The organism is Pseudomonas extremorientalis, from assembly GCF_001870465.1.
Lineage (GTDB): Bacteria > Pseudomonadota > Gammaproteobacteria > Pseudomonadales > Pseudomonadaceae > Aquipseudomonas > Aquipseudomonas extremorientalis.
Window position 1 is genome coordinate 17,007 of the sequence record NZ_MDGK01000004.1, and the last position, 25,660, is coordinate 42,666.

Below are 25,660 nucleotides of genomic sequence, written 5' to 3' on the forward strand. Positions count from 1 at the left end.
CATGCTGCTGCGTTTTACCAAGATGCACGGGCTGGGCAATGATTTCATGGTCCTCGACCTTGTCAGCCAGCACGCGCATATCCTGCCCAAGCACGCTAAACAGTGGGGCGATCGTCACACCGGCATTGGTTTCGACCAGTTGCTGATCGTCGAGGCGCCGAGCAATCCGGAGGTGGATTTCCGTTACCGGATCTTCAACTCCGACGGCTCCGAAGTGGAACAGTGCGGCAACGGTGCGCGCTGCTTCGCACGCTTTGTGCTGGACAAGCGCCTGACCGCCAAGCGGCAGATCCGTGTCGAGACCAAGAGCGGCGTGATCGAGCTGGATATCCGCAGTGATGGCCAGATCAGCGTCAACATGGGCGCGCCACGCCTGGTGCCGGCGGATATTCCGTTCCAGGCCACCGAGCAAGCTGTCAGCTACGCCCTGGACGTTGATGGCAAGACCGTCGATATCGCCGCCGTGTCCATGGGCAACCCCCATGCGGTGCTGCGGGTCAACGACATCAATAACGCCCCCGTGCATGAATTGGGGCCGAAAATCGAACACCACCCGCGCTTTCCGGCGCGGGTCAACGTGGGCTTCCTGCAGGTGATCGACCGTACCCGCGCGCAATTGCGTGTATGGGAACGCGGCGCCGGCGAAACCCAGGCCTGCGGCACCGGCGCGTGCGCCGCTGCCGTGGCCGCGATCAGCCAGGGGTGGATGGATTCGCCACTGCTGATCGACCTGCCCGGCGGACGCTTGTCCATCGAGTGGGCTGGCCCTGGCCACCCGGTGATGATGACCGGGCCGGCCTCGCGCGTATACGAAGGACAGGTCCGTCTATGAGTGAGCCAAGCCAATGACCGATAAGCCTCAAGTACCCGCACAAGCATCCCCGAGCAACAGCCTGGAGGCCGCTGCTGTCGCGGCGTACCTTGAGGCTAATCCGGACTTCTTCGTCGAACACGAAGAGCTGTTGCCGGCCCTGCGCATCCCCCATCAACGCGGGGATACCGTGTCGCTGGTAGAGCGGCAGATGAAGATCCTGCGCGAGCGCAACATTGAAATGCGCCACAAGCTCTCGCACTTGATGGACGTCGCCCGCGACAACGACCGCCTGTTCGAGAAAACCCGCCGCCTGATCCTGACCTTGATGGACGCCACCAGCCTGGAAGAAACGGTGATCGCCGTGGAAGACAGCCTGCGCCAGGACTTCCAGGTGCCGTTCGTGAGCCTGATCCTGTTCAGCGACAATCCGATGCCGGTGGGTCGTTGGGTCAGCGGCAGCGACGCACAAACCACCATCGGTGGCCTGCTGTCCGAAGGCAAGACCATCAGCGGCACCTTGCGTGAGCATGAGCTGGACTTCCTGTTCGGGGCCGAACAGCGCAAGCAGATCGGCTCCACTGCCGTCGTCGCCCTCAGTCATCAAGGCCTGCATGGCGTGCTGGCCATCGCCAGCCGCGATCCTCAGCACTACAAAAGCTCCGTGGGTACCTTGTTCCTGACCTACATCGCCGAAGTACTGGGCCGCGTCTTGCCGCGTTTCACCACCGCCCTGCGCGCGGTGCGCTAGCCATGGAACGGCAACTGGACGCTTACTGCGCTCACCTGCGCAACGAGCGCCAGGTGTCGCCCCATACCCTGGAAGCCTATCGACGGGACTTGAACAAGGTCCTGGCCTACTGCGAAAAACAACAGATCAGCAGCTGGAAGGCCCTGGATATCCAGGGCCTGCGCAGCCTGATCGCGCGACTGCACCAGGCCGGCCAATCCTCGCGCAGCCTGTCGCGCCTGCTCTCGGCGGTGCGTGGGCTCTATCACTACCTGAACCGTGAAGGCCTGTGCGACCACGACCCGGCCAACGGCCTGTCGCCACCCAAGGGCGAGCGGCGCCTGCCCAAGACCCTGGACACTGACCGTGCCCTGCAACTGTTGGACGGTGCGGTCGAGGATGACTTCCTGGCCCATCGCGACCAAGCGATTCTGGAACTGTTCTATTCCTCGGGCCTGCGCCTTTCTGAGCTGACCGGCCTGAACCTGGATCAATTGGACCTGGCAGACGGGCTGGTGCAAGTGCTCGGCAAGGGCAGCAAGACCCGCGTCCTACCGGTAGGCCGCAAGGCACGGGAAGCATTGCAGCTGTGGTTGCCGCTGCGCCTGCTGACCAACCCGGCGGACGATGCGGTGTTCGTCAGCCAGCAAGGCCGGCGTCTTGGACCCAGGGCGATTCAGGTGCGGGTGAAGGCCGCCGGGGAGCGAGAGCTGGGGCAGAACCTGCACCCACATATGCTGCGACACTCTTTCGCCAGCCATCTGCTGGAATCGTCCCAGGACCTGCGCGCCGTGCAAGAGCTACTGGGCCACTCCGATATCAAGACCACACAGATCTATACCCATCTGGATTTCCAACACCTGGCAACGGTGTACGACAGCGCCCACCCAAGGGCCAAACGCATCAAGGACGGCGACTCATGAGTATCAAGCTGATCACCTTCGACCTGGACGACACGCTCTGGGACAACGTACCTGTCATCATCAGCGCCGAGGCATCGATGCGCGAATGGCTGGCGCTTAACGCCGCCAAGGTCGGCGATTTGCCGCTGGAGCACTTCGCCAGTCTTCGCCAACAGGTGCTGGAGCGCCATCCCGAGCTGAAACACCGCATCAGCATCCTGCGTCACCGGGTGTTGATGCATGCATTTGAGGAGGCTGGTTATCCGCAGCCTGAGGCCACGGAAATGGCCGATGTGTGCTTCGAAGCATTCATTCATGCGCGCCACCGGCTCACCCCGTTTCCCGAAGCCGAGCCTATGCTCCAGGCGCTACGCCAGCATTTCCTGCTGGGTGTGATCACCAACGGCAATGCCGATGTGCAGCGTGTTGGCCTGGCGGACTACTTCCATTTTGCGCTGCGGGCCGAAGATATCGGCATCGCCAAGCCGGATGTGCGGTTGTTTCAGGAAGCGTTGCAACGTGGTGGCGTGGACGCTGGTGCGGCGGTGCATGTTGGCGATCACCCGGGGGATGACATCGCCGGGGCGCAGCAGGCGGGGCTACGGGCGGTGTGGTTCAACCCGACGGGTAAGGCATGGGAGGGGGACAAGCGACCGGATGCGCAGATTCGTAGCCTGACAGAGTTGCCGGAACTGCTGCGCAGCTGGAAGTAACACCGTAGGTCAGCATGTGGGAGGGGGCTTGCCCCCGATTACAGTGGGTCAGCCAATATATTCGTTGGCTGATACACCGCTATCGGGGGCAAGCCCCCTCCCACATTTTTTATCGCCGGTAACGTCCAGGCATGAAAAAACCCGCAGCGACGGCGGGCTTTTTCTTACAAGCAGGTGACTGACCTCAAATAGGTCGGCTGCCGTACTTGTTATCCGGCTTCTTCGGTGGGTCTGCCACCACGTTGGCCTCGACTTCCTGCACTTTGCCGCCTTTAGCGAGGAACTCTTCCATCGCACGGGCCAGGGCATCACGCTCTTTGTTCTTGGCTTCAACGCTTGGCAATTCGTCTACCGACACAGCTGCCTTGGCTTTGCCTTTGGCGGCCGGGACAGGCGCATCATCGCCACTGTCCTCGTCGGCAACGTCTTCCGCCGCCGCTTCAAGGCCTTCTTCGGTGTCGTCTTCGTCACCTACTTCGAGTTCGTCGTTTTCCAGATCATCGTCGCTCATGTTCTACCTCATGACTTGCGAAAAGCAGATTAGTTATAGCCCAGCTTCACCCTCTGTCGACGGCTGCCGGAAAAAAATCAACATCCACTGGTTAACCAGTGGCTTATGCCCCATCACCGTGCAAGGTGGCGAGGACTTTACGAGCACCGCCATGATCACGGTGCTCGCCCAGATAAACACCTTGCCAGGTCCCCATCGCCAAGCGGCCGGCCTTCACCGGCAAACTCAGCTGGCAGCCCAGGAGACTGGCCTTGAAGTGCGCCGGCAGGTCGTCCGGACCTTCGTCGTTGTGTTCGAACCCTGCGAGGCCTTGCGGCACCAGCGAATTGAAATAACGTTCGAAGTCACGGCGTACCGCCGGGTCGGCATTCTCGTTGACGGTCAACGAGGCCGAGGTGTGCTGCAGCCACAGATGCAACAAGCCCACGCGACAGGCCTTCAATTCAGGCAAGCCGGCCAGCAACTCATCGGTTACCAGGTGAAAGCCCCGGGGCTTGGCCCGCAGGGTAATCAGGGTCTGTTGCCACATACAGTTCTCCGCCCATCGGCGCGCATTCTAGCGCGCTCAGGGAAAAAACAAAGTGCCGAATACGCCTACATGCCTGTAAGACATTGGCATGCGGAAAAGTGCCGTGTGCATCCCATCACAAACACTGGATAAAAACCGGTACAGCTCGTTATGACTGACAAACAACAGACAAAAAAATGCCCGGCAAGCCGGGCATCTTTTTTTCGCGTACTTACAGGTTGTAGCCGCGCTCGTTGTGTTGCGCCAGGTCGAGGCCGACCGCCTCTTCCTCTTCGGTCACCCGCAGGCCCATGACCATGTCCAGCACCTTGAGGATGATGAAGGTCACGATAGCGGTGTAGATCACCGTGAAGCCGACCCCTTTGGCCTGGATCCAGACCTGTGCAGCCACGTCAGTCACCGTGCCGAAGCCGCCCAGCGCAGGGGCTGCGAATACACCGGTGAGGATCGCGCCGACGATACCGCCGATACCGTGCACGCCAAATGCGTCCAGGGAGTCGTCGTAGCCAAGCTTGCGCTTGAGGCTGGTGGCGCAGAAGAAGCAGATCACACCGGCGACCAGGCCGATCACCAGGGCGCCCATCGGCCCGACGGTGCCAGCGGCTGGGGTGATGGCTACCAGGCCAGCCACCACACCCGAGGCGATGCCCAGTGCGCTTGGCTTACCGTGGGTGATCCACTCGGCGAACATCCAGCCCAGCGCCGCAGCAGCGGTAGCGATCTGGGTGACCAGCATCGCCATGCCGGCAGTGCCGTTGGCCGCAGCGGCCGAGCCGGCGTTGAAGCCGAACCAGCCGATCCACAGCATGGCCGCGCCGATCAGGGTGTAACCGAGGTTGTGCGGTGCCATCGGGGTGGTCGGGAAGCCTTTACGCTTGCCGAGCACGATGCACGCCACCAGGCCAGCCACACCGGCGTTGATATGCACCACTGTGCCACCGGCGAAGTCCAGCACGCCCCAGTCCCACAGCAAGCCACCATTACCGCTCCAGACCATGTGTGCGATTGGCGCATAGACGAGGGTGAACCAGATGGCCATGAAGATCAGCATCGCGGAGAACTTCATACGCTCGGCGAACGCACCCACGATCAGCGCCGGGGTAATGATGGCGAAGGTCATCTGGAAGGTGATGAACACCGCTTCCGGGAACAACGCCGCAGGCCCGGTGATGCTGGCCGGGGTTACGCCCGCCAGGAACGCCTTGCCCATGCCGCCGAAGAAGGAGTTGAAGTTGACGACGCCCTGCTCCATACCGGTCGTGTCGAACGCGATGCTGTAGCCGTAGATGACCCACAACACGCTGATCAGGCCAGTGATGGCGAAGCATTGCATCATCACGGAAAGAATGTTTTTGGAGCGCACCATGCCGCCGTAGAACAGCGCCAGGCCTGGAATGGTCATGAACAGCACCAGCGCGGTGGATGTGAGCATCCACGCTGTGTCACCGGAATTGAGGACTGGAGCCGCCACTTCGTCTGCCGCCATGGCCAGGCTTGGCATTACGATGGACAACAGGGCTCCGAGCCCTGCGAATTTACGCAGAGTCATATTGTTTTCTCCTGGGGCGTTGGGGTTTGGCGGCTTAGATTGCGTCGGTATCGGTTTCGCCGGTACGGATGCGAATAGCCTGTTCCAGATTGACCACGAAGATCTTGCCGTCACCGATCTTGCCAGTGTTGGCGGCCTTGGTTATCGCCTCGATAACCCGGTCAAGATCCTTGTCGTCAATCGCGACATCAATCTTCACCTTCGGCAGGAAATCGACTACGTATTCCGCGCCGCGATACAGCTCGGTGTGACCCTTCTGCCGACCGAAGCCTTTGACCTCAGTAACGGTAATGCCCTGCACGCCGATCTCGGACAACGACTCGCGTACATCGTCCAACTTGAACGGCTTGATGATGGCAGTGACTAGCTTCATGAAAACTCTCTCCCGAATTGGTGGACTTGCCCCAGGAAAACAAACCCGTCTCAAGTCTAAGCGCAGTGCCTGGCTTTGTAACGCGTCGTCGCCTCGGCATTTGCCGTTGCGACGCCAGCGAACCACTGGTGACGAAACCTGTACCCCTGATCCGTCGGCGCACTGCATTCGTCACAGCGACTGCATCAGTGCATGGGTCATGATCGTCTAAGCAGAAACCTTGCCAGCTCCGTAAAAATCACTGAAATCAGTCCTTTGCTCACTTTTGCCCAACTGCGGGGCTTTTTGATGGCGGCAATGCGCACAAAAACAGTGCGACACCGCCCGACCCGCTGCGCGAAAAGCGTGCGCTCGCCGCCACGGAAAAGACTATAGACGCTGCGTGGTACACTGCCGGCCAACAGTATTCCGGAATATTTCCCATGCTCGCGCCCAAAGACCTCCTCGACGCCCTGAGCGGCCACGCCTCTCGCCTGTTCAGCGGCGACACCCCGCTGCCCCGCAATGAAATCGAAAGCCAGTTCAAGGCGCTGCTGCAAAGCGGCTTCAGCAAACTCGACCTGGTGAGCCGGGAAGAGTTTGATAGCCAGATGGTGGTGCTGGCCCGCACACGTGCGCGGCTGGAGAGCCTGGAGGCGAAGGTGGCGGAGCTGGAAGCACGACTGACGCCGCCCTCTGCTGAATAAACGCGGTCAGTGTGGGAGCTGGCTTGCCTGCGATGCAGACGCCTCGGTGTATCAGTTGCACGTAGGCGATGCTATCGCAGGCAAGCCAGCTCCCACATAAAGCGCTGCGAACGACGCTGGATACGTTCTGTAAAACCTCCCTCGCCTCGCATTTCTCCACCTCGTCTACCCTTGAAAAACCGCAGGAAGCGGCCCTCTTTTCAAGGAACGAGCATGTCCCTCGCCATCGTCCACAGCCGCGCCCAGATCGGCGTCGAAGCCCCTGCCGTCACCGTCGAAGTGCACATGGCCAACGGTTTGCCATCCCTCACCCTGGTGGGTTTGCCGGAAACCGCCGTCAAGGAAAGCAAGGACCGGGTGCGCAGCGCCATTCTCAACTCTGCCCTGCAATACCCTGCCCGGCGCATCACCCTCAACCTGGCACCCGCCGACCTGCCCAAGGACGGCGGGCGCTTTGACCTGGCGATAGCGCTGGGCATCCTGGCGGCCAGCGTTCAAGTGCCGGCGCTGATGCTCGATGAGGTGGAATGCCTCGGCGAGTTGGCGCTGTCCGGCGAAGTGCGAGCAGTGAAAGGCGTGCTGCCGGCCGCGTTGGCGGCACGCAAGGCCGGGCGCACCGTGATAGTGCCGCGGGCGAATGCCGAGGAGGCGTGCCTGGCCTCGGGGTTGAAGGTGATTGCGGTAGATCATTTGCTGCAGGTCGTGGCGCACCTGAATGGGCATCAGCCCATAGAGCCCTACAAGTCCGACGGCTTGCTGTACCTGAACAAGCCATACCCGGACCTGAGCGAAGTACAGGGCCAGCTCGCCGCCAAGCGCGCACTGCTGATCGCGGCGGCGGGCGCGCATAACCTGCTGTTCAGCGGCCCGCCCGGTACCGGCAAGACACTGCTTGCCAGTCGCCTGCCGGGTTTGTTGCCACCGTTGAGCGAGCAGGAAGCCTTGGAAGTGGCGGCTATCCAGTCGGTCGTCAGCCTGGCACCGCTGAGTCACTGGCCACACCGACCGTTTCGCCAGCCGCACCACTCTGCATCAGGTCCGGCATTGGTGGGCGGCGGGTCGAAACCGCAGCCTGGGGAGATTACCCTGGCCCATCACGGCGTACTGTTCCTCGATGAATTGCCGGAGTTCGACCGCAAGGTGCTGGAGGTGCTGCGCGAGCCTCTGGAATCGGGCCACATCGTCATTTCCCGCGCCCGCGATCGCGTCAGCTTCCCGGCCCGCTTCCAACTGGTAGCCGCCATGAACCCCTGCCCTTGCGGGTACATGGGCGAACCCAACGGGCGTTGTCGCTGCACGCCGGAGCAGGTTCAGCGCTATCGCAACAAGCTCTCCGGCCCTTTGCTGGACCGCATCGACTTGCACCTCACTGTGGCGCGGGAAACCACCGCGTTGAATCCAACCCAGCAGGTGGGCGATAACACGGCCGAGGCATCGGCACGGGTCGCCCAGGCCCGCGATCGCCAACGGCAACGCCAGGGCTGTGCGAATGCGTTCCTTGATCTGCCAGGGCTGCGCAAGCACTGCAAGCTGACGAAGACCGATGAAGGCTGGCTGGAAACCGCCTGTGAACGGTTGACGCTATCCCTGCGCGCGGCCCATCGCCTGCTCAAAGTGGCGCGTACCCTGGCCGACCTCGAGCACGCCGATAACATCACTCGACCGCACCTGGCGGAAGCGCTGCAATATCGGCCCGCGGCCGTCGGCTAGGGCGCCTCTGGGAAGTCCAGCAGCAGCCGCGCCACTTCCATCACTTCATCCAGGGCCGCTTCGGCCGACTCCATGGAGGGTTTGAGCATCAGGTCGTCGGCATAGCCCATCGCCACGGCAAAGATCTGGCGGGCAGCGCGTTGTGGCGAGTCACAACGCAAGACGTTGGCAGCCACACCCCGCTCGATCACTTCGGCGAGCATGCCTTGCCATTGGGCGTTGATCGCCAGGTAAGCCTGGGCCATTTCCGGGTCCTGCATGGCTTCGTCCCAGGCATCCAGCCACAGCGCCCACCCCGCATCGGCGGTGCTTGGCAGGCAGTCGCGCAAAAAACCCACAAAAGCTTCCAGGGGCGCTGCTTCTGCCAGGGGCGCGCGTACTTCGTCCAGCTGTTCGTTGGCAAATCGCACGAAGGCTTCGCGGCGCAGTTCCTTCCAGTCGCTGAAGTAGTGATAGACGTGGCTGCGGGACAGGCCTGCATGTTCGGCCAGGTCGCGGGTGGACACATCGGCAAAACCCTTGCTGCGAAACAGTTCCAGGGCGGCGGCGATGATCTGGTCTTTACGGTCGATACGCGACATGGGCAATTCCTTCCAGGCACCGGCAGATAAGCGGCGCTTGCTTTTTGAGCGATCGCTCAAGGATACTTGAGCAGTCGCTCAATAATAGCGTCTATCACTCCTTTGGTGCACCCCATGTCATCCGTCACACCGCAAATCCTGATCGAAGAAAGTCAGAAAATCGGCCAGCAATCCGCCGGCCAGACGCTCAAGGCCATTGCCAAAGCCTATCCGGGCAAGCTGTCCGCCACGCTGTCGCTGGTCGCGCTGGAGAACGCGCTGCTGCTGGCCTACCCGTTGTTTGCCGGGTTTGCGGTGGACGCGATCATCCGCGGCGACACGGGTAACGCGCTGCTCTACGCCGCCGTGGTCCTGGCGTTCTGGGTGGTCGGCGCGGCGCGGCGGGCGTTGGATACGCGGACTTTCACGCGGATCTACGCCGATCTGGCGGTGCCGGTGATCCTCAACCAACGCCTGCAGAACCACAGCACGTCGAAATCGGCGGCGCGGGTGGTGCTTGCTCGGGAGTTCGTCGACTTCTTTGAAAAGCATGTACCGATCATCGCCACGGCGCTGGTGTCGATTATCGGCGCGGCAGTGATGTTGATGGTGATCGAGCCTTGGGTAGGCCTGGCGTGCCTGGGCGCGCTAGTGCTGTGCATCACGTTGTTGCCACGCTTTGCCCGGCGCAACCAAGCGCTGCATGAACGGTTGAACAACCGGCTGGAAAAAGAAATCGGCCTGGTGGAAAAGGTCGGCGCACCGACCCTGCGGCGCCACTACCAGGTGCTTTCGCGCCTGCGCATCTGGCTGTCAGACCGCGAGGCGGCTGCGTACCTGTTTCTTGGCACGCTGGCCGCCTTGCTGTTTGTGGTCGCCATCAGCCAGTTGGCGCAGTCACCCGCGGTCAAGGCCGGCCATATCTATGCAGTCATGACTTACCTGTGGACCTTCGTCACCAGCATGGACGAAGCCCCCGGCATGGTCGACCAACTGGCGCGCCTGAAGGACATCGGCAAGCGCGTGGACCCCGGCCTGGGCGACCGCTAGGCCTCAACGAAACCGATCTACCTCATGCCGCAAGCCTGCCGCCAGGGTCTCCAGTTCCTTGGCGGTAATCGCCAGGTTCGACACCACTTCCCGCTGCTCGCTATTGGCCAGCGCGATGCTCTGCAAGTTGCTGCTGAGCAAGGTCGCGGTGCTGCTCTGTTCCTGGGTGGCGGTGGTGATCGCGGCAAACTGCTGACCGGCCGAGCGGCTTTGCTCGTCGATCCGCGCCAGGGCCGAAGCCACGTCGGCGTTGCGCGACAGGCCTTCCTGCATCAGCACATTGCCGTGTTCCATGGTGCTGATGGCGTTGCCGGTTTCCTGCTGGATGCTCTGGATCATCCCGGAGATTTCATCGGTAGCCTCACGGGTGCGTGACGCCAGGTTGCGCACTTCATCGGCGACCACCGCAAACCCACGGCCCTGCTCACCGGCGCGGGCAGCCTCGATGGCAGCGTTGAGCGCCAGCAGGTTGGTCTGGTCGGCAATCGAGGTGATCACGCCGACGATTCCGCCAATCTCTTGGGAGCGTTGGCCCAGGGTGTTGATCACCGTGGCTGTGCTGTTGAGCGCGGCAGCGATGTGTTCCAGGGATGACGACGCCTCTTGCATCGAGTTGCGCCCGATGCGGGTTTGTTGGGCGTTTTCCTGGGCCAGGCGTTCGGTGCTGCCCATGTTGTCGGCGATGTTCAGCGAGGTGGCGCTGAACTCTTCCACCGCGCCGGCCATGCTGGTGATCTCGCCGGACTGCTGCTCCATGCCTTCATAGGCGCCACCGGACAAGCCGGACAGCGCCTGCGCACGGCTGTTGACCTCTTCAGCCGCCTTGCGGATATGCGAGACCATGGTCGACAGCGCTTCACCCATCTGGTTGAAGCTGCGCGCCAGTTGGCCGATTTCGTCATGACTGGACACATTCAAGCGCGCGCTCAAGTCGCCCGCGCCCAAGGCTTCGGCCTGGCGCACCAGGTCGCCCAACGGCGCCAGCTTGCTGCGCAGCAGCCACACCGTTGCACCGACCGCCAGCAGCATGGCCAGCACGCTGCCTACGACCAGGCGGATACCGACGTCCCACGTCACCGAGCGGATCTCAGCCTTGGGCATGCTCGCGACAACGGCCCATGGCCCGCCCTCGAAGGGTACCGACACGCTGTAGAAATCTTCGTTTTTGTCTGCCCAGAAGCGCCCGGTGCCCGGCGTCTTGGCCAGGTCCAGCATCACGGGTACGGCTTGATCCAGCGCCTGCACGCCCGCCGGCGGTACAAGCCAGCGCTTCTGCTCATCCAGCAAGGCGAGGGAGCCGGTCTGGCCGATGCGGAAACGCTTGAGGTTCTCGAACTGGGCATTCTGCGCATCGGTGTAGTCGAACCCGATGAACAACACCGCAATCACCTGCCCACTGCTGTCGCGCACCGGGCTGTACTGGGTCATGTAGGAGCGGTCGAACAGCACCGCGCGGCCGATATAGGTCTGCCCGCCGAGCACCCGCTGGTAAGCCGGGCCCTGGCGATCCAGCACCGTGCCGATGGCCCGGTTGCCATCCTGCTTGGTCAACGAGGTGCTGATGCGGATAAAGTCTTCGCCGCTACGCACGAATACCGTGGCCACGCCGCCGGACATCTGCTTGAAATCATCCACTTCATTGAAGTTGTTGTTCAACACCTGATTGCCCAGGTACAGGCTCGGCGTCTGCACACCGGCCACGGTCACAGACTGGTCCGCATGCACGCTCAAGCCAGCGCCGAAGCGCTTTTCAAACAGCCCGCTCAAACGCTGGGTACTTTCGCGCAAGGTGCTGTGGAAGGTGTTGAGTTGGTCGGCGAGCAAACGTGCCTCGCTGGCCAGGTGCTCCTCGCGGGTAGCGAGGTTGGCGGAGTCAAGGGAACGCAAGGCAAACACGGTGCTGCCGCTGATGACGACAGCCAGAATCACGGCTAATGCCAGGCCTAACTGGGAGGCTATCCGGGCGCGAGGTTGAGACATGACGGCTCCTGGCCGAGGCCAGGATCATCCTGATCTCATAGCGTTGCTCGGCAAATTATCCAGTGGGAACGTTGGTGTACGATGGTTCCAACACACCTACTTCGGCGAGCCGAGGCAATACTTGAGCGATCCGCAGGGGTATCACGCAAACGATTGCACAAACAGTCTGTCGCCCCTCACTCGAGGCGTTCGACCTGGGGCAATTCCATCGCCTTGACTTCCGCCTGCAGAAACTCCGCCAGGCGCCGCAAACGCTCGCCGCCGGGGCGGGTTTTAGGCCATACCAGGTAGTAGTTTTCGCCACTGGCCACCGCCGTTGGCCAGGGCAGGCTCAGGCGTCCCTGGGCCACGTCTTCGGCCACCATCAGCAAGTCGCCCATGGACACACCGTAACCCCGCGCAGCGGCGATCATGCCCAGTTCGAGGGTATCGAATACCTGCCCGCCCTTGAGCGACACCTGGGATGACAACCCCATGCGCTCCAACCAATTGCGCCAATCGCGACGGTCGGGCGTGGGGTGCAGCAATTCAGCGGTGGCCAAGCGTGCAGCATCCCAGGGCCCGTCCTCCAGCAGGTTCGGCGCACCTACCGGGATCAGCAGCTCCGGAAACAGGTAGCTGGCCTCCCAGTCCGCCGGGAAGTGCCCGTAGCTCAGCAGCACCGCGCAGTCGAAGGGCTCCTGGTTGAAATCCACCTCGTCCACGCTCATCCACGCGCTGGTCAGTTGCACCTCATTGCCCGGCTGCAACGCGCGGAAGCGGCTGAGCCGCGCCAGCAGCCAGCGCATGGTCAGGGTCGACGGTGCCTTCATGCGCAGGATGTCGTCTTCGGCGTTCAGGGTATGGCAGGCCCGCTCCAACGCTGCAAAACCTTCGCGCACGCCCGGCAAGAGCAGGCGCGCCGCCTCGGTGAGCTGCAAGGTGCGGCCACTGCGCTGGAACAGGCGACAGGCGAAATGCTCTTCCAGCGTGCGGATATGTCGGCTCACCGCACTTTGCGTGATGGATAGCTCCTCCGCTGCCCGGGTGAAGGAATTGTGCCGAGAGGCGGCCTCGAATGCGCGCAAGGCATACAGCGGAGCAAGGCGACGAGACATCGGTAAATTCCTGCATAGCGATCCACCAACACTATCAGATCAATACACATGAGTTTAAGTCATGCACACCATCGCTTTAATCCTTTTGTGTAATTAACCCAGAGCGCCGAGAATCAAGCCTTCCCCAACCCTCTGACTTGTCGAGCGTGATGATCATGCAACATCCGGCACGTACCGAACTCTGGGCCATTCTGCGGCTGTCAGGGCCGTTGATTGCCTCACAGTTGGCTCACATGCTGATGGTGCTGACCGACACCCTGATGATGGCGCGCCTGAGCCCCGAAGCCCTGGCCGGTGGCGGCCTGGGCGCGGCGACCTACTCGTTCGTGGCGATTTTCTGCATCGGCGTGATTGCCGCCGTGGGCACGCTGGTGGCCATCCGTCACGGCGCGGGCGATATCGACGGCGCCACCCGCCTGACCCAGGCCGGGCTATGGCTGGCGTGGCTGATGGCCCTGGCGGCCGGTTTGCTGCTGTGGAACCTCAAGCCAGTGCTGCTGATGTTTGGCCAGACCGAGACCAACGTGCACTCGGCCGGGCAATTCCTGACGATCTTGCCGTTCGCCCTGCCCGGCTACCTGAGTTTCATGGCCCTGCGCGGCTTCACCAGTGCAATCGGCAAGGCGACGCCAGTGATGGTGATCAGCCTTGGCGGCACGGTAGCCAACTACCTGCTCAACCACGCGCTGATCGAAGGCATGTTCGGCCTGCCCAAGCTCGGCCTGATGGGTATCGGCCTGGTCACGGCCATCGTTGCCAATGGCATGGCGCTGACGCTGATGTGGTACATCCGCAGCAACCGCACCTATGCGGCCTACCCGCTGAGCACAGGCCTGCTGCGCCTCAACACCCAGTACCTGCGCGAACTGTGGCGCCTGGGCCTGCCGATCGGCGGCACCTATGCGGTGGAGGTCGGGTTGTTTGCGTTTGCGGCGCTGTGCATGGGCACCATGGGCAGTACGCAGTTGGCGGCGCATCAGATCGCATTGCAGATCGTCTCGGTGGCGTTCATGGTGCCTGCGGGAATGTCCTACGCGGTGACCATGCGCATCGGCCAGCACTACGGCGCCGGGCAGTTGCTGCAGGCGCGCCTGGCCGGTCGTGTCGGCATCGGCTTTGGCGCGGCGATCATGCTGGGATTTGCTGCCGTGCTGTGGCTCTATTCCGACCCGCTGATCGGACTGCTCATCGACCACAACGACCCGGCGTTCCACGACGTGATCGTCCTGGCCGTCAGCCTGCTGGCCGTCGCCGCCTGGTTCGAGCTGTTCGATGGCGTGCAGACCATCGCCATGGGCTGCATTCGCGGGCTCAAGGACGCCAAGACCACCTTCCTGATCGGCGCGGGCTGCTATTGGTTGATTGGCGCACCATCGGCCTGGCTGATGGCCTTCACCCTGGGCTGGGGACCGACCGGTGTGTGGTGGGGCCTGGCGCTGGGCCTGGCATGCGCGGCAGTGAGCCTGACCTGGGCGTTTGAGGCGAAGATGAAGCGGATGATTCGGCGAGAGCCGCCAGGGCAGGAAATGTGGGCGGGGGCTTACCACCGATAGCGGTGGGTCAGTAAAAGAAGAGCTGGCTGACACTCCGTCATCGGGGGCAAGCCCCCTCCCACATTCCTAACCGAGCAAAGCTTGCTGGCTTTTGCCGAAGGTCAGGTACTCCACCAACTCCGGCAACGGCAGCGGCTTGCTGATCAGGTAACCCTGGGCCTGGTCGCAGCCAAACAAACGCAACAGCGCCAGTTGCTCAGGCGTCTCCACCCCTTCGGCCACCACCTCCAGGTTGAGGTTGTGCGCCAGGTTGATCATGGCATGCACCAGCTTGCGGTTTTCTTCGCGCTCCTCCATGCCACCGACAAAGCTCTTGTCGATCTTCAACAAGGCAATCGGCAGGCTGTTGAGGTGCACGAACGATGAGAAACCCGTACCGAAGTCATCCAGGGAAAACCGCACACCCAGGCGGCCGAGGGCATCCATGGTCTGCTTGACCAGGTCACTGCGGCGCATCACGGCGGTTTCGGTCAGTTCGAACTCCAGCCATTGCGCCTCCACGCCCCGCTCGGCAATCAGCCGGCTGAGTGTGGAGAGCAACTGGCTGTCCTGGAACTGGCGGAACGACAGGTTGACCGCCATGTGCAACGCCGGCAGGCCGCGTTCGCGTAGGTCCTGCATGTCGCGCAGGGCCCGGGAGATCACCCAGTAGCCCAGCGGCACGATCAGGCCGCTTTGCTCGGCCAACGGCACGAATTCACTTGGTGGCAACAGGCCGCGCTCGCCATGACGCCAGCGCACCAGGGCCTCCAGGCCGACGATATGGCCGTCGTCCAGGTCCAGGCGTGGCTGGTAATGCAGCTCCAGTTCGTCACGGCGCAAGGCGCGGCGCAGCTCGCTTTCCAGGTCGGCCAGGCTGCGCGCGTTGCGGTTAATACGTTCGTTGAAGATATGAAAGGTGCAGCCTTGGGTGCTCTTGGCCTGCTGCATGGCGATATGAGCGTGCCACATCAAAGGGTCGGCACCGGCGCGAGCGCGGGCATGGGCCACGCCCAGGCTGCAACCGATCAGCAGGCTTTCGCCATCCACCCAATAGGGTTCGGCCATGACCTCGGTAATGCGCTCGGCCATCCACTCGGCACGCTGGGGTGCACGGCGGGTATCGATCAGCAGGGCGAATTCATCGCTGCCCAGGCGCGCCAGTTGGTCGCCGACCTCCAGCTGGCTCTTGAGCCGTGACACCACTTGCAGGATCAACCGGTCGCCGGCCTGGTGGCCGAGGGCATCGTTGGCGTGGCGGAAGTTGTCGAGGTCCAAGTGACCGAGGGCCAGGCCACGCCCTTCATTCTCGGCCAGGCGCGCGGTCAACAGGGTCTGGAAGCCCTGGCGGTTGGCGATGCCGGTGAGCGGGTCCTGCTCGGCCAGGCGTTGCAGGGTGTTTTCCAGCACGCCGCGCTCGCGGACGTGGCGCAGGCAGCGGCGCACTGTATCGGCATCCAATACGTCACGCACCAGCCAATCGCTGACGCCAAGCGGTGAAACCAGCGGTTCCTGTTCCAGCAACAATACGCACGGCAGGCTGCAACGGCCAGGCCCGGGTTGCAGGCTGGGCGTGGTCAATAGCACGGCGCTGTGGTCGTCATCGAACAGACGGCTCACGGATTCCCAGTTTGGTGCGCTGATCAGCACAGCCCCATCGCCCATCGGCGCCAGGCACTCGCGCAATAACGCTGCCCACGCGGGCTCATCGGCCAGCAGCAGCAAACGCAAGGGTTCGACAGGCGTAGACAAGCTAGCTCCCTAGACTCTGCAAAAATTCGTGGCGACGGGCATTATGACGTGCGGCCTGAGAATCACCAATGATAGGGGTTTTCAAACACGCGAACTGTGAACATTAGCCTCAAAACAACCCTCACATCCTGCGGCAAAGTATCAAAACCGGCAAATTTAGATCGAGTGGTACGTCACACTGTCGTTCTGACAGAGCAGAATCCTGCCAGCCTGTTAAAATGCCCGCCCTTTTGAACAACGACTCCCTGAATTCTGTATGTCCCGACTCAATCCCCGGCAGCAAGAAGCCGTGAACTACGTCGGCGGCCCTCTATTGGTGCTCGCCGGCGCAGGCTCCGGCAAGACCAGCGTGATCACCCGCAAGATCGCGCACCTGATCCAGCACTGCGGCATCCGCGCCCAGTACATCGTCGCCATGACTTTCACCAACAAGGCCGCGCGGGAAATGAAAGAGCGCGTCGGCACCCTGCTCAAGGGTGGCGAAGGCCGTGGCCTCACCGTGTGTACCTTCCACAACCTGGGCCTGAACATCATCCGCAAGGAGCATGCGCGGCTGGGCTACAAGCCGGGCTTCTCGATCTTCGACGAGACCGACGTGAAGTCGCTGATGACCGACATCATGCAAAAGGAATACGCAGGCGACGACGGCGTGGATGAGATCAAGAACATGATCGGCGCCTGGAAAAACGACCTGATCCTGCCGCCCCAGGCCCTGGAAAACGCACGCAACCCCAAGGAACAGACTGCCGCCATCGTCTACACCCACTACCAGCGCACGCTCAAGGCGTTCAACGCAGTGGACTTCGACGACCTGATCCTGCTGCCGGTAAAGCTGTTCGAGGAACACGCCGACATCCTCGAAAAATGGCAGAACAAGGTGCGCTACCTGCTGGTGGACGAATACCAGGACACCAACGCCAGCCAGTACCTGCTGGTAAAAATGCTGATCGGCAAGCGCAACCAGTTCACCGTGGTCGGTGACGATGACCAGTCGATCTACGCCTGGCGCGGCGCCCGCCCGGAAAACCTGATGCTGCTCAAGGACGACTACCCGTCCCTGAAAGTGGTGATGCTGGAGCAGAACTACCGCTCCACCAGCCGCATCCTGCGCTGCGCCAACGTGTTGATCTCGAACAACCCCCATGAGTTTGAAAAACAACTGTGGAGCGAGATGGGCCACGGCGACGAGATCCGCGTGATCCGCTGCCGCAACGAAGACGCCGAAGCCGAACGCGTGGCCGTCGAGATCCTCAGCCTGCACCTGCGCACCGACCGGCCCTACAGCGATTTCGCGATCCTCTATCGCGGCAACTACCAGGCCAAGCTGATCGAGCTGAAATTGCAGCACCACCAGGTGCCGTATCGCCTGTCGGGCGGCAACAGCTTTTTCGGACGCCAGGAAGTAAAAGATCTGATGGCCTACTTCCGCCTGATCGTGAACCCGGACGACGACAACGCCTTCCTGCGCGTGATCAACGTGCCGCGTCGCGAGATCGGCTCCACCACCCTGGAAAAGCTCGGCAACTACGCCACTGAGCGCAAGATCTCGATGTACGCCGCCACCGACGAAATCGGCCTGGGCGAACACCTGGACTCACGCTTCACCGATCGCTTGTCGCGCTTCAAGCGCTTCATGGACAAGGTGCGCGAGCAGTGCGCCGGCGAAGACCCGATCAGCGCGCTGCGCAGTATGGTCATGGACATCGACTACGAGAACTGGCTGCGCACCAACAGTTCCAGCGACAAGGCCGCTGATTACCGCATGAGCAACGTCTGGTTCCTGATCGAAGCGCTGAAGAACACCCTGGAAAAAGACGAAGACGGCGAGATGACCGTCGAAGACGCCATCGGCAAGCTGGTGCTGCGCGACATGCTCGAACGCCAGCAGGAAGAGGAAGACGGCGCCGAAGGTGTACAGATGATGACCTTGCATGCCTCCAAGGGCCTGGAATTCCCCTACGTGTTCATCATGGGCATGGAAGAGGAAATCCTCCCGCACCGTTCCAGCATCGAAGCCGACACCATCGAAGAGGAACGCCGCCTGGCCTACGTGGGTATTACCCGCGCGCGTCAGACCCTGGCCTTCACCTTCGCCGCCAAGCGCAAGCAGTACGGCGAAATCATCGATTGTGCCCCCAGCCGGTTCCTGGATGAACTACCGCCGGACGACCTGGCCTGGGAAGGCAATGACGACACCCCGACCGAGGTGAAGGCCGTTCGCGGCAACACCGCCCTGGCGGACATACGCGCGATGTTAAAGCGCTAGAATCGACTACTTTTCAATCTACTTTCGGCGCACAACGCGCCATTAGAGGAAGCTTTCCGTGGAAGCACTGCACAAGAAAATTCGCGAAGAAGGCATCGTGCTTTCCGATCAGGTACTCAAGGTCGACGCCTTTCTGAACCACCAGATCGACCCGGCACTGATGAAGTTGATCGGCGACGAATTCGCCGCGCTGTTCAAGGACTCGGGCATCACCAAGATCGTCACCATCGAAGCGTCGGGCATAGCGCCAGCGATCATGACCGGCCTGAACCTGGGTGTACCGGTGATATTCGCGCGTAAGCAACAGTCCCTGACCCTGACCGAAAACCTGCTGTCGGCAACGGTGTATTCCTTCACCAAGAAAGTCGAAAGCACCGTGGCGATCTCGCCGCGCCACCTGACCAGCAGCGACCGCGTGCTGGTGATTGATGACTTCCTGGCCAACGGCAAGGCATCCCAGGCGCTGATCTCGATCATCAAGCAGGCCGGCGCAACCGTGGCAGGCTTGGGGATCGTGATCGAGAAGTCGTTCCAGGGCGGCCGTGCGGAATTGGATGCGCAGGGTTATCGGGTTGAATCGCTGGCGCGGGTCAAGTCGCTGGAAGGTGGCGTCGTCACCTTCATCGAATAACCCCTGCCTCAAAGTGGTGGTAAAAGTGGGAAGGGGCTTGCCCCCTCCCACATCGACCCTGTGTTGTCGGTTAGTGCGCGGTGGCCTGCAGGCCGGCGAGCAGGAGCCGCTGGTACAGATCCTCTTTCAAGCCTTCCGGCTTGGTCAACTGCATGCGTTCCAGATGCTTGGGAAACACCTGCGCCTGCGGCGCATCCAACGCCGCCTTGCCCAGCTCCAGAATCTCCGTCAGCTTGAATTTGCTCTTGAGCCAGTTCAGCGCCCGCAACAAATCCCGCTCTTCATCGGTGAAATCGCTTCCCAACGGATACTCCGGAAACAACCGACGATGGCGTGCCTGAATCCCCTGCAACCGCTCCGGCGTGTTCTCGGCAAAGCGCGGATCCAGCTGGAAATCCTTGGGCAACTTGCCAGCCTTTTGCGCCTGCTTGATCAAATCGTCCTGGAAGCGTGAGTCGGTGATATTGAGCAACGCCTCGATCACCTTGGCATCCGTCTGCCCGCGCAAGTCTGCAATGCCGTATTCCGTGATGACAATATCCCGCAGATGCCGGGGAATGGTGCAGTGGCCGTAGTCCCAGACGATATTGGAACTGACCTCCCCCGCCGACTCGCGCCAACTGCGCAGAATCAGGATCGACCGCGCACCTTCCAGCGCATGGCCCTGGGCCACAAAGTTGTACTGCCCGCCCACACCACTGAGCACACGACCGTCTTCCAACTGGTCGGCCACACCCGCGCCGAGCAGCGTCACCATGATCGCGCTGTTGATAAACCGCGCATCCAGGCGTTGCAGGCGCTTGAGTTCTTCCTGGCCGTACAGCTCGTTGATGTAGCTGATGCGCGTCATGTTGAATTCGAGGCGCTTGGCGTGGGTCATTTCCTGCAGGCGCTGGTAGAAACTGCGCGGGCCAAGAAAAAATCCGCCGTGGATCGAAATGCCGTCGGGCTGCGCCGCATCGTCGAGCGTGCCGGCGTTGGCCTGCTGTTGCGTCGCTACGTCCGGGTAGACCTTGCGACGGATAATCCCCGCGTCCGCCAACACCAGCAGGCCGTTGACGAACATTTCGCTGCACCCGTAAAGGCCCCGGGCGAAGGGATCGACACCGCCTTCACGGCTGATCAGCGGCGCCCATTGGTACACCTCCAGGTCCGTCAGCAGCGACCGATAGGACTCGTTGTCGGCCTGACGCGCCAGCAGCGCGGCAGTCAGCGCATCGCCCATGGAGCCGATACCGATCTGCAAGGTGCCGCCGTCGCGCACCAGGGTGCTGGCATGCAGGCCGATGAAGTGGTCCTGGAAACCCACCGGCATGTTCGGCGTGGAGAACAGCGTGGTGCTGTCTTTTTCATCGATCAAGTAATCGAAGGTATCCATGCCCAGCTCTGCGTCGCCGGGCATGTAGGGCAAATCGGTGTGGACTTGCCCGACGATCAGCACGGTCTCGCCGGCGTCGCGGCGCTTGGCAATCATCGGCAGCAGGTCGAGGGTGATATCCGGGTTGCAGCTCAAGCTCAGGCGATCAGGGTGTTCGGCACTGCTGGCGACCAACTGCGCCACCAGGTTCAGGCCGGCGGCGTTTATGTCGCGAGCGGCGTGGCTGTAGTTGCTGCTGACGTAATCCTGCTGCGCCGACTCGCTGTGCAGCAGGCTGCCAGGCTGCATGAAAAACTGTTGGACGTGGATATTGTTCGGAAGGCTGTCGTTGTGCAGGTCGGCGAGGAAATCCAGTTCGGGGTAATCGCCGAACACCCGCTCGATAAAGGGTTCGAGAAAGCGTTTCTGCAAACCATCGCCCATCGTCGGGCGGCCCAGGCTTAACGCGGTATAGATCGTCAGCGCCCGCTCCGGCAACTTGGCGATGCGCCGGTACAAGGCATTGGCAAACCGGTTCGGCTTGCCCAGCCCGAGGGGCATGCCCATGTGGATATGCGCCGGCAACCGCGCCAGTACGTCGTCAACTGCTTGCTCGATTGAACACAACTGCACCATCCGACCCTCCTGAACATTCCATGATTAGGGGTTGGACCGAGCTTGCCGGGTCTTTGCTGCAATGAACAGCGCTGAAACACGAATCGCAGGCACAAAAAAGCCGCTCGTAAGCGGCATTTTTGACGAAGATCGGCGGATCAGAGGCCGGACATCTTCTTGATTGCACCCTTGAGGTCATCATCCGAGCAATCGGCGCAGGTGCCTTTTGGCGGCATGGCGTTGATACCGGTGATCGCCTTGGCCAGGATGCCATCGAGGCCGCCCTGGTGATCGGCGCGTTCTTTCCAGGCTGCGGTATCGCCGATTTTCGGCGCGCCCAACAGGCCGGTGCCGTGGCAAGCATTACAGTGCTTGGCGATGATGTCATCCGGCGTCTTCGCAGCGCCACCGCCTGCGGCGACCGCCACTTCCATGCCCTTGCATTCCTGGCCCTGGACGCAGACCTGGCCAACAGGCTCCAGGCGCTTGGCAATATCATCATTGGTCGCAGCTTGAGCGCTGACAGCCCATAGGGCCAGTACGGTTGCTGGTGCAGCCAGCATTTTCATAATTAGGTTCACGCGTTCACCCTCAATGGTGGCTATTCACGCCTGCGGCCACGGTTTCGCAGGCGGCGAAAGTATAACGGTTAGCCCGCCTGGCCGAAACAACCCTATTAAATAAAGGGAGATTCGACCCCACGGAATACAGCTCGGGTGCCTCTGCAACGCTGGCAGGACGCCTCTTTTCTTAAAAGTTCGCGGGCGTGGCTGCGCTGATTAGTCGCGCCGGCACGTCGAACGGATTGCGAAAACGATGGGGCTTGGTGCTTTCAAAGTAGTAGCTATCGCCAGCTTCGAGCACAAAAGTTTCAAGACCGACCACCAACTCCAGGCGACCCTCCACCAGAATCCCGGTTTCTTCACCTTCGTGGGTGAGCATTTCTTCGCCTGTGTCGGCGCCCGGCGGGTAGATCTCGTTGAGAAACGCGATGGCCCGGCTAGGGTGCGCCCGGCCTACCAGTTTCATGGTGACGGCGCCGTCGGAGATGTCGATCAGCTCATTGGCTTTATAGACGATCTGCGTCGGTATTTCCTGGAGGATCTCCTCGGAAAAGAACTCGACCATCGACATGGGGATGCCTCCCAGCACCTTGCGCAAGGAGCTGATCGAGGGGCTGACGCTGTTTTTTTCGATCATCGAAATGGTGCTGTTGGTGACACCCGCGCGCTTGGCGAGCTCGCGCTGGGACAGACCCTTCAGTTTACGGATGGATTGCAGTCGTTCGCCGACGTCCAATGCAGGAGCCTCCTAGGATTCAGGCTTTGTTGTAATTGAGCGTTATCATGGCGACAGCGTTCAGTATTTACAACACTTGGGCCTAAATCCCGGGCGGTTGCGTTCGTACCCGGCGGTCAAGCGCCGGAATAGAGCCTCGGCACGCGGCGCAGGTTGCAAAAGAGCTGATACGGAATGGTCTCGGCGGCGACTGCGACGTCACTGGCGAGGATATTTTTGCCCCATAGCTCCACGGTGGAACCGAGGCCAGCCTGAGGCACGTCCGTGAGGTCGATGCACAGCATGTCCATGGACACACGGCCCAGCAATTGGCTGCGCTGCCCGGCCACCAGTACCGGCGTCCCCGTCGGCGCGTGACGCGGATAGCCATCGGCATAGCCCATGGCAACCACACCGATACGCATGGGTTTGGGCGTGATGAACTTGGCGCCGTAACCCACCGGCTCACCGGCCGGCAGTTCACGGACGCAGATCACCTTGGATTCCAGGGTCATCACCGGCTGCAAACGCGCGGCCACGGCCTGGTCCTCGCCAAACGGCGTCGCGCCGTAGAGCATGATGCCAGGGCGCACCCAATCGCTGGACACCGCCGGCCAGCCCATCACCGATGGCGAATTGCGCAGGCTGACCTCGGCCGACAAACCCTGGCGCGCCGCGTCAAACACAGCCACCTGTTCATCACTGCGCACACAGTCAAGCTCATCGGCGCGGGCGAAATGGCTCATCAACACGATCTTGGCCACCTTGCCGCTGGCCAGCAGGCGCTGGTAAGCCTCGTGATAGTCCTTGGGGTGCAGGCCCACACGGTGCATGCCGGAATCGAGCTTGAGCCAGATGGTCAGCGGCTTGCTCAGTCTGGCCTGCTCGATGGCCTCCAATTGCCACAGCGAGTGCACCACGCACCAGAAATCATGTTCGATGATCAGCGGCAGCTCATCCGCCTCGAAGAAACCTTCCAGCAGCAGCACCGGCGCACGAATCCCGGCGGCGCGCAGCTCCAATGCTTCCTCGATGCAAGCCACGGCAAACCCGTCCGCCTCGGCTTCCAGCGCCTGGGCAACGCGTACGGCACCATGGCCGTAGGCATCGGCCTTGATCACGGCAAGGGCCTTGGCACCCGTGACTTCACGGGCCAATTGGTAGTTGTGGCGCAGGGCTTGGAGGTCGATCAGGGCACGGGCAGGACGCATGGCGGCAGGCTTCTAGGCGGCAAAGTGAAGAAAAACCGGCACCGACCAACGGCTTCGGCACCGGGAGAGGGATCGTTGTTTAAGGCAGCGCGGCCACGGCGGACAGCTCCACCAGGATTTGCGGTTCGCACAGCTTGGCTTCAACCGTGGCACGGGCCGGGGCAACGCCTTTTGGCAGCCACTTGTCCCACACCGCATTCATGCCGGCGAAATCCGCGTCGATGTCCTTCAGGTAGATCGTCACCGACAGCAACCGGGTCTTGTCAGTACCGGCCAGGTCGAGCAAACGCTCGATATTGGCCAGGGTTTCACGGGTCTGCTGCTCAATCCCGGCGTTCATGTCGTCGCCGACTTGCCCGGCCAGATACACGGTACCGCTGTGGACAACGATCTGGCTCATGCGCTCATTGGTGAGCTGGCGCTGGATTGACATGTTTTGCAGACTCCTGGTGGTTGCCATAACGGGAAATATCGAGGCCTTCGGCACTGATCTGCGGCGTTTTCTTGGCCATCAGGTCGGCCAGCAAACGACCGGAGCCACAGGCCATGGTCCAACCGAGGGTGCCGTGGCCGGTATTCAGGAACAGGTTCTTGAACGGGGTGGCACCGACAATCGGCGTGCCGTCGGGGGTAGTCGGGCGCAGGCCGGTCCAGAAGGTAGCTTCGGTCAAATCGCCGCCCTGAGGATAAAGGTCGTTGACGATCATCTCCAGGGTTTCCCGCCGGCGCGGGTTCAGCGACAGGTCAAAACCGGCTATTTCAGCCATGCCACCGACGCGGATGCGGTTGTCGAAACGAGTGATCGCGACCTTGTAGGTCTCGTCGAGAATGGTCGAGGTCGGCGCCATCGCCGGGTTGGTGATCGGCACGGTCAGCGAGTAGCCCTTGAGCGGATACACCGGCGCCTTGATCCCCAACGGCTTGAGCAACTGCGGCGAGTAGCTGCCGAGGGCCAGCACGTAGCGGTCGGCGGTTTCCAGCTTGCCGTCGATCCACACGCCGTTGATGCGATCACCGGCGTAGTCGAGGCGTTGGATGTCCTGCTCAAAGCGGAATTCCACACCCAACTGTTTGCACATCTCGGCCAGGCGGGTGGTGAACATCTGGCAGTCGCCGGTCTGGTCATTCGGCAGGCGCAGTGCGCCGGCGAGGATATCCGTGACGCTGGCCAGGGCCGGCTCGACCCGGGCGATACCGGCGCGGTCGAGCAGCTCGAACGGCACGCCGGACTCCTTCAACACGGCGATGTCCTTGGCCGCGCCATCGAGTTGTGCCTGGGTGCGAAACAGCTGGGTAGTCCCAAGGCTGCGGCCTTCGTAGGCAATGCCGGTCTCGGCGCGCAGTTCGTCGAGGCAGTCGCGGCTGTACTCGGACAGGCGCACCATGCGCTCCTTGTTCACCGCATAACGGCTGGCGGTGCAGTTGCGCAGCATCTGCGCCATCCACAGGTATTGGTCGATGTCGGCGGTGGCCTTGATCGCCAGCGGCGCATGGCGTTGCAGCAACCATTTGATGGCCTTGAGCGGCACACCCGGTGCGGCCCATGGCGAGGCATAGCCTGGAGACACTTGCCCGGCGTTGGCGAAACTGGTTTCCATGGCAGCGGCAGGCTGACGGTCGACCACAACCACTTCAAAGCCGGCCCGCGCCAAATAGTAGGCACTGGTCACACCAATGACGCCGCTACCCAAGACCAGAACGCGCATTTTTATATCCTCATCGCGGGCATGGCCGCTGACGTGTGTTGTTCGAGCAATGATGAGCGCAGTGTAAAAAACAATGACCAGTGCATTTCACTATATAACTGCCTATATTTG

Annotated in this window: 24 protein-coding genes; 10 read left to right on the top strand and 14 right to left on the bottom strand. The window is 61.8% G+C overall.

The window, feature by feature from the left end; genetic code table 11:
• Position 1: 1 nt before the first annotated feature.
• From dapF to BFN10_RS00985, 4 genes are read left to right on the top strand one after another with little or no spacing between them, the layout of a single operon-like run.
• Entirely contained in the window at positions 2 to 832 is an 831-nt protein-coding gene (gene dapF / locus BFN10_RS00970; protein WP_038843551.1) for a diaminopimelate epimerase, read from the top strand.
• Between the two features lie 13 nt (positions 833 to 845).
• The gene (locus BFN10_RS00975) at positions 846 to 1,562 is read left to right on the top strand and encodes a DUF484 family protein (protein WP_071488047.1); all 717 of its coding nucleotides are present in this window, start codon (positions 846 to 848) and stop codon (positions 1,560 to 1,562) included.
• Positions 1,563 to 1,564: 2 nt separating this feature from the next.
• A complete protein-coding gene (xerC, locus tag BFN10_RS00980) occupies positions 1,565 to 2,464 on the top strand; it encodes a tyrosine recombinase XerC (protein ID WP_071488048.1) in 900 nt (299 codons plus the stop codon).
• On the top strand, positions 2,461 to 3,156 hold the full coding sequence (locus BFN10_RS00985; protein ID WP_071488049.1) for an HAD family hydrolase: 696 nt from the start codon (positions 2,461 to 2,463) through the stop codon (positions 3,154 to 3,156). Before xerC ends, BFN10_RS00985 begins: the two co-directional genes overlap by 4 nt.
• Positions 3,157 to 3,340: 184 nt before the next feature.
• Here the strand turns inward: BFN10_RS00985 and sutA are convergent, their stop codons facing one another.
• The 4 genes from sutA to glnK form a co-directional block, all read right to left on the bottom strand.
• The gene (sutA, locus tag BFN10_RS00990; RefSeq protein WP_071488050.1) at positions 3,341 to 3,667 is read right to left on the bottom strand and encodes a transcriptional regulator SutA; all 327 of its coding nucleotides are present in this window, start codon (positions 3,665 to 3,667) and stop codon (positions 3,341 to 3,343) included.
• A gap of 103 nt (positions 3,668 to 3,770) precedes the next feature.
• A complete protein-coding gene (locus tag BFN10_RS00995; protein WP_010567185.1) occupies positions 3,771 to 4,196 on the bottom strand; it encodes a secondary thiamine-phosphate synthase enzyme YjbQ in 426 nt (141 codons plus the stop codon).
• 211 nt (positions 4,197 to 4,407) lie between these two features.
• On the bottom strand, positions 4,408 to 5,745 hold the full coding sequence (locus BFN10_RS01000) for an ammonium transporter (protein ID WP_071488051.1): 1,338 nt from the start codon (positions 5,743 to 5,745) through the stop codon (positions 4,408 to 4,410).
• Positions 5,746 to 5,779: 34 nt separating this feature from the next.
• Positions 5,780 to 6,118, bottom strand: coding sequence for a P-II family nitrogen regulator (glnK, locus tag BFN10_RS01005; RefSeq protein ID WP_002555808.1), 339 nt, complete (start codon positions 6,116 to 6,118; stop codon positions 5,780 to 5,782).
• A gap of 422 nt (positions 6,119 to 6,540) precedes the next feature.
• On the opposite strand from glnK, the gene BFN10_RS01010 reads away from it, so the two are divergent.
• Positions 6,541 to 6,804 (top strand): accessory factor UbiK family protein, encoded by a 264-nt coding sequence (locus tag BFN10_RS01010; RefSeq protein ID WP_071488052.1) that lies wholly within the window; start codon positions 6,541 to 6,543, stop codon positions 6,802 to 6,804.
• Between the two features lie 213 nt (positions 6,805 to 7,017).
• Positions 7,018 to 8,514, top strand: a complete 1,497-nt coding sequence (locus BFN10_RS01015; protein ID WP_071488053.1) for a YifB family Mg chelatase-like AAA ATPase — start codon at positions 7,018 to 7,020, stop codon at positions 8,512 to 8,514.
• Here BFN10_RS01015 and BFN10_RS01020 read toward each other — a convergent pair.
• The gene (locus BFN10_RS01020; protein WP_071488054.1) at positions 8,511 to 9,095 is read right to left on the bottom strand and encodes a TetR/AcrR family transcriptional regulator; all 585 of its coding nucleotides are present in this window, start codon (positions 9,093 to 9,095) and stop codon (positions 8,511 to 8,513) included. The genes BFN10_RS01015 and BFN10_RS01020 overlap by 4 nt on opposite strands.
• A gap of 114 nt (positions 9,096 to 9,209) precedes the next feature.
• Between BFN10_RS01020 and BFN10_RS01025 the strand changes: the two genes are divergently transcribed.
• Positions 9,210 to 10,124: an ABC transporter six-transmembrane domain-containing protein gene (locus BFN10_RS01025; protein ID WP_071488055.1), complete on the top strand. Its 915-nt coding sequence runs from the start codon at positions 9,210 to 9,212 to the stop codon at positions 10,122 to 10,124.
• Between the two features lie 3 nt (positions 10,125 to 10,127).
• Here BFN10_RS01025 and BFN10_RS01030 read toward each other — a convergent pair whose 3' ends face one another.
• A complete protein-coding gene (locus BFN10_RS01030; protein WP_071488056.1) occupies positions 10,128 to 12,104 on the bottom strand; it encodes a methyl-accepting chemotaxis protein in 1,977 nt (658 codons plus the stop codon).
• A 176-nt stretch (positions 12,105 to 12,280) separates the two neighbouring features.
• The gene (locus BFN10_RS01035) at positions 12,281 to 13,201 is read right to left on the bottom strand and encodes a LysR substrate-binding domain-containing protein (protein WP_058424225.1); all 921 of its coding nucleotides are present in this window, start codon (positions 13,199 to 13,201) and stop codon (positions 12,281 to 12,283) included.
• 149 nt (positions 13,202 to 13,350) lie between these two features.
• On the opposite strand from BFN10_RS01035, the gene BFN10_RS01040 reads away from it, so the two are divergent.
• Positions 13,351 to 14,754 (top strand): NorM family multidrug efflux MATE transporter, encoded by a 1,404-nt coding sequence (locus BFN10_RS01040; protein ID WP_071488057.1) that lies wholly within the window; start codon positions 13,351 to 13,353, stop codon positions 14,752 to 14,754.
• Between the two features lie 66 nt (positions 14,755 to 14,820).
• Here the strand turns inward: BFN10_RS01040 and BFN10_RS01045 are convergent, their stop codons facing one another.
• Positions 14,821 to 16,485 (bottom strand): putative bifunctional diguanylate cyclase/phosphodiesterase, encoded by a 1,665-nt coding sequence (locus BFN10_RS01045; protein ID WP_071488058.1) that lies wholly within the window; start codon positions 16,483 to 16,485, stop codon positions 14,821 to 14,823.
• A 256-nt stretch (positions 16,486 to 16,741) separates the two neighbouring features.
• Between BFN10_RS01045 and rep the strand changes: the two genes are divergently transcribed.
• Both rep and BFN10_RS01055 read left to right on the top strand, forming a co-directional pair.
• The gene (rep, locus tag BFN10_RS01050) at positions 16,742 to 18,751 is read left to right on the top strand and encodes a DNA helicase Rep (protein ID WP_071488059.1); all 2,010 of its coding nucleotides are present in this window, start codon (positions 16,742 to 16,744) and stop codon (positions 18,749 to 18,751) included.
• Positions 18,752 to 18,809: 58 nt separating this feature from the next.
• Positions 18,810 to 19,382: a xanthine phosphoribosyltransferase gene (locus BFN10_RS01055; RefSeq protein ID WP_025856334.1), complete on the top strand. Its 573-nt coding sequence runs from the start codon at positions 18,810 to 18,812 to the stop codon at positions 19,380 to 19,382.
• 70 nt (positions 19,383 to 19,452) lie between these two features.
• On the opposite strand, the gene BFN10_RS01060 is transcribed toward BFN10_RS01055, so the two are convergent.
• From BFN10_RS01060 to dadA, 6 genes are all read right to left on the bottom strand, one after another.
• Positions 19,453 to 21,375, bottom strand: coding sequence for an acetyl-CoA hydrolase/transferase C-terminal domain-containing protein (locus BFN10_RS01060; RefSeq protein ID WP_071488060.1), 1,923 nt, complete (start codon positions 21,373 to 21,375; stop codon positions 19,453 to 19,455).
• A gap of 137 nt (positions 21,376 to 21,512) precedes the next feature.
• Positions 21,513 to 21,923: a c-type cytochrome gene (locus BFN10_RS01065; protein ID WP_043293857.1), complete on the bottom strand. Its 411-nt coding sequence runs from the start codon at positions 21,921 to 21,923 to the stop codon at positions 21,513 to 21,515.
• A 181-nt stretch (positions 21,924 to 22,104) separates the two neighbouring features.
• A complete protein-coding gene (locus BFN10_RS01070; RefSeq protein WP_003176893.1) occupies positions 22,105 to 22,653 on the bottom strand; it encodes a cupin domain-containing protein in 549 nt (182 codons plus the stop codon).
• Positions 22,654 to 22,769: 116 nt separating this feature from the next.
• A complete protein-coding gene (gene alr / locus BFN10_RS01075; RefSeq protein WP_071488061.1) occupies positions 22,770 to 23,843 on the bottom strand; it encodes an alanine racemase in 1,074 nt (357 codons plus the stop codon).
• Between the two features lie 79 nt (positions 23,844 to 23,922).
• Complete coding sequence (locus BFN10_RS01080; protein ID WP_071488062.1) at positions 23,923 to 24,276, bottom strand: RidA family protein; 354 nt, start codon at positions 24,274 to 24,276, stop codon at positions 23,923 to 23,925.
• Entirely contained in the window at positions 24,248 to 25,549 is a 1,302-nt protein-coding gene (gene dadA, locus BFN10_RS01085; RefSeq protein WP_071488063.1) for a D-amino acid dehydrogenase, read from the bottom strand. The genes BFN10_RS01080 and dadA overlap by 29 nt, the downstream gene beginning before the upstream one ends.
• Positions 25,550 to 25,660 lie beyond the last annotated feature (111 nt).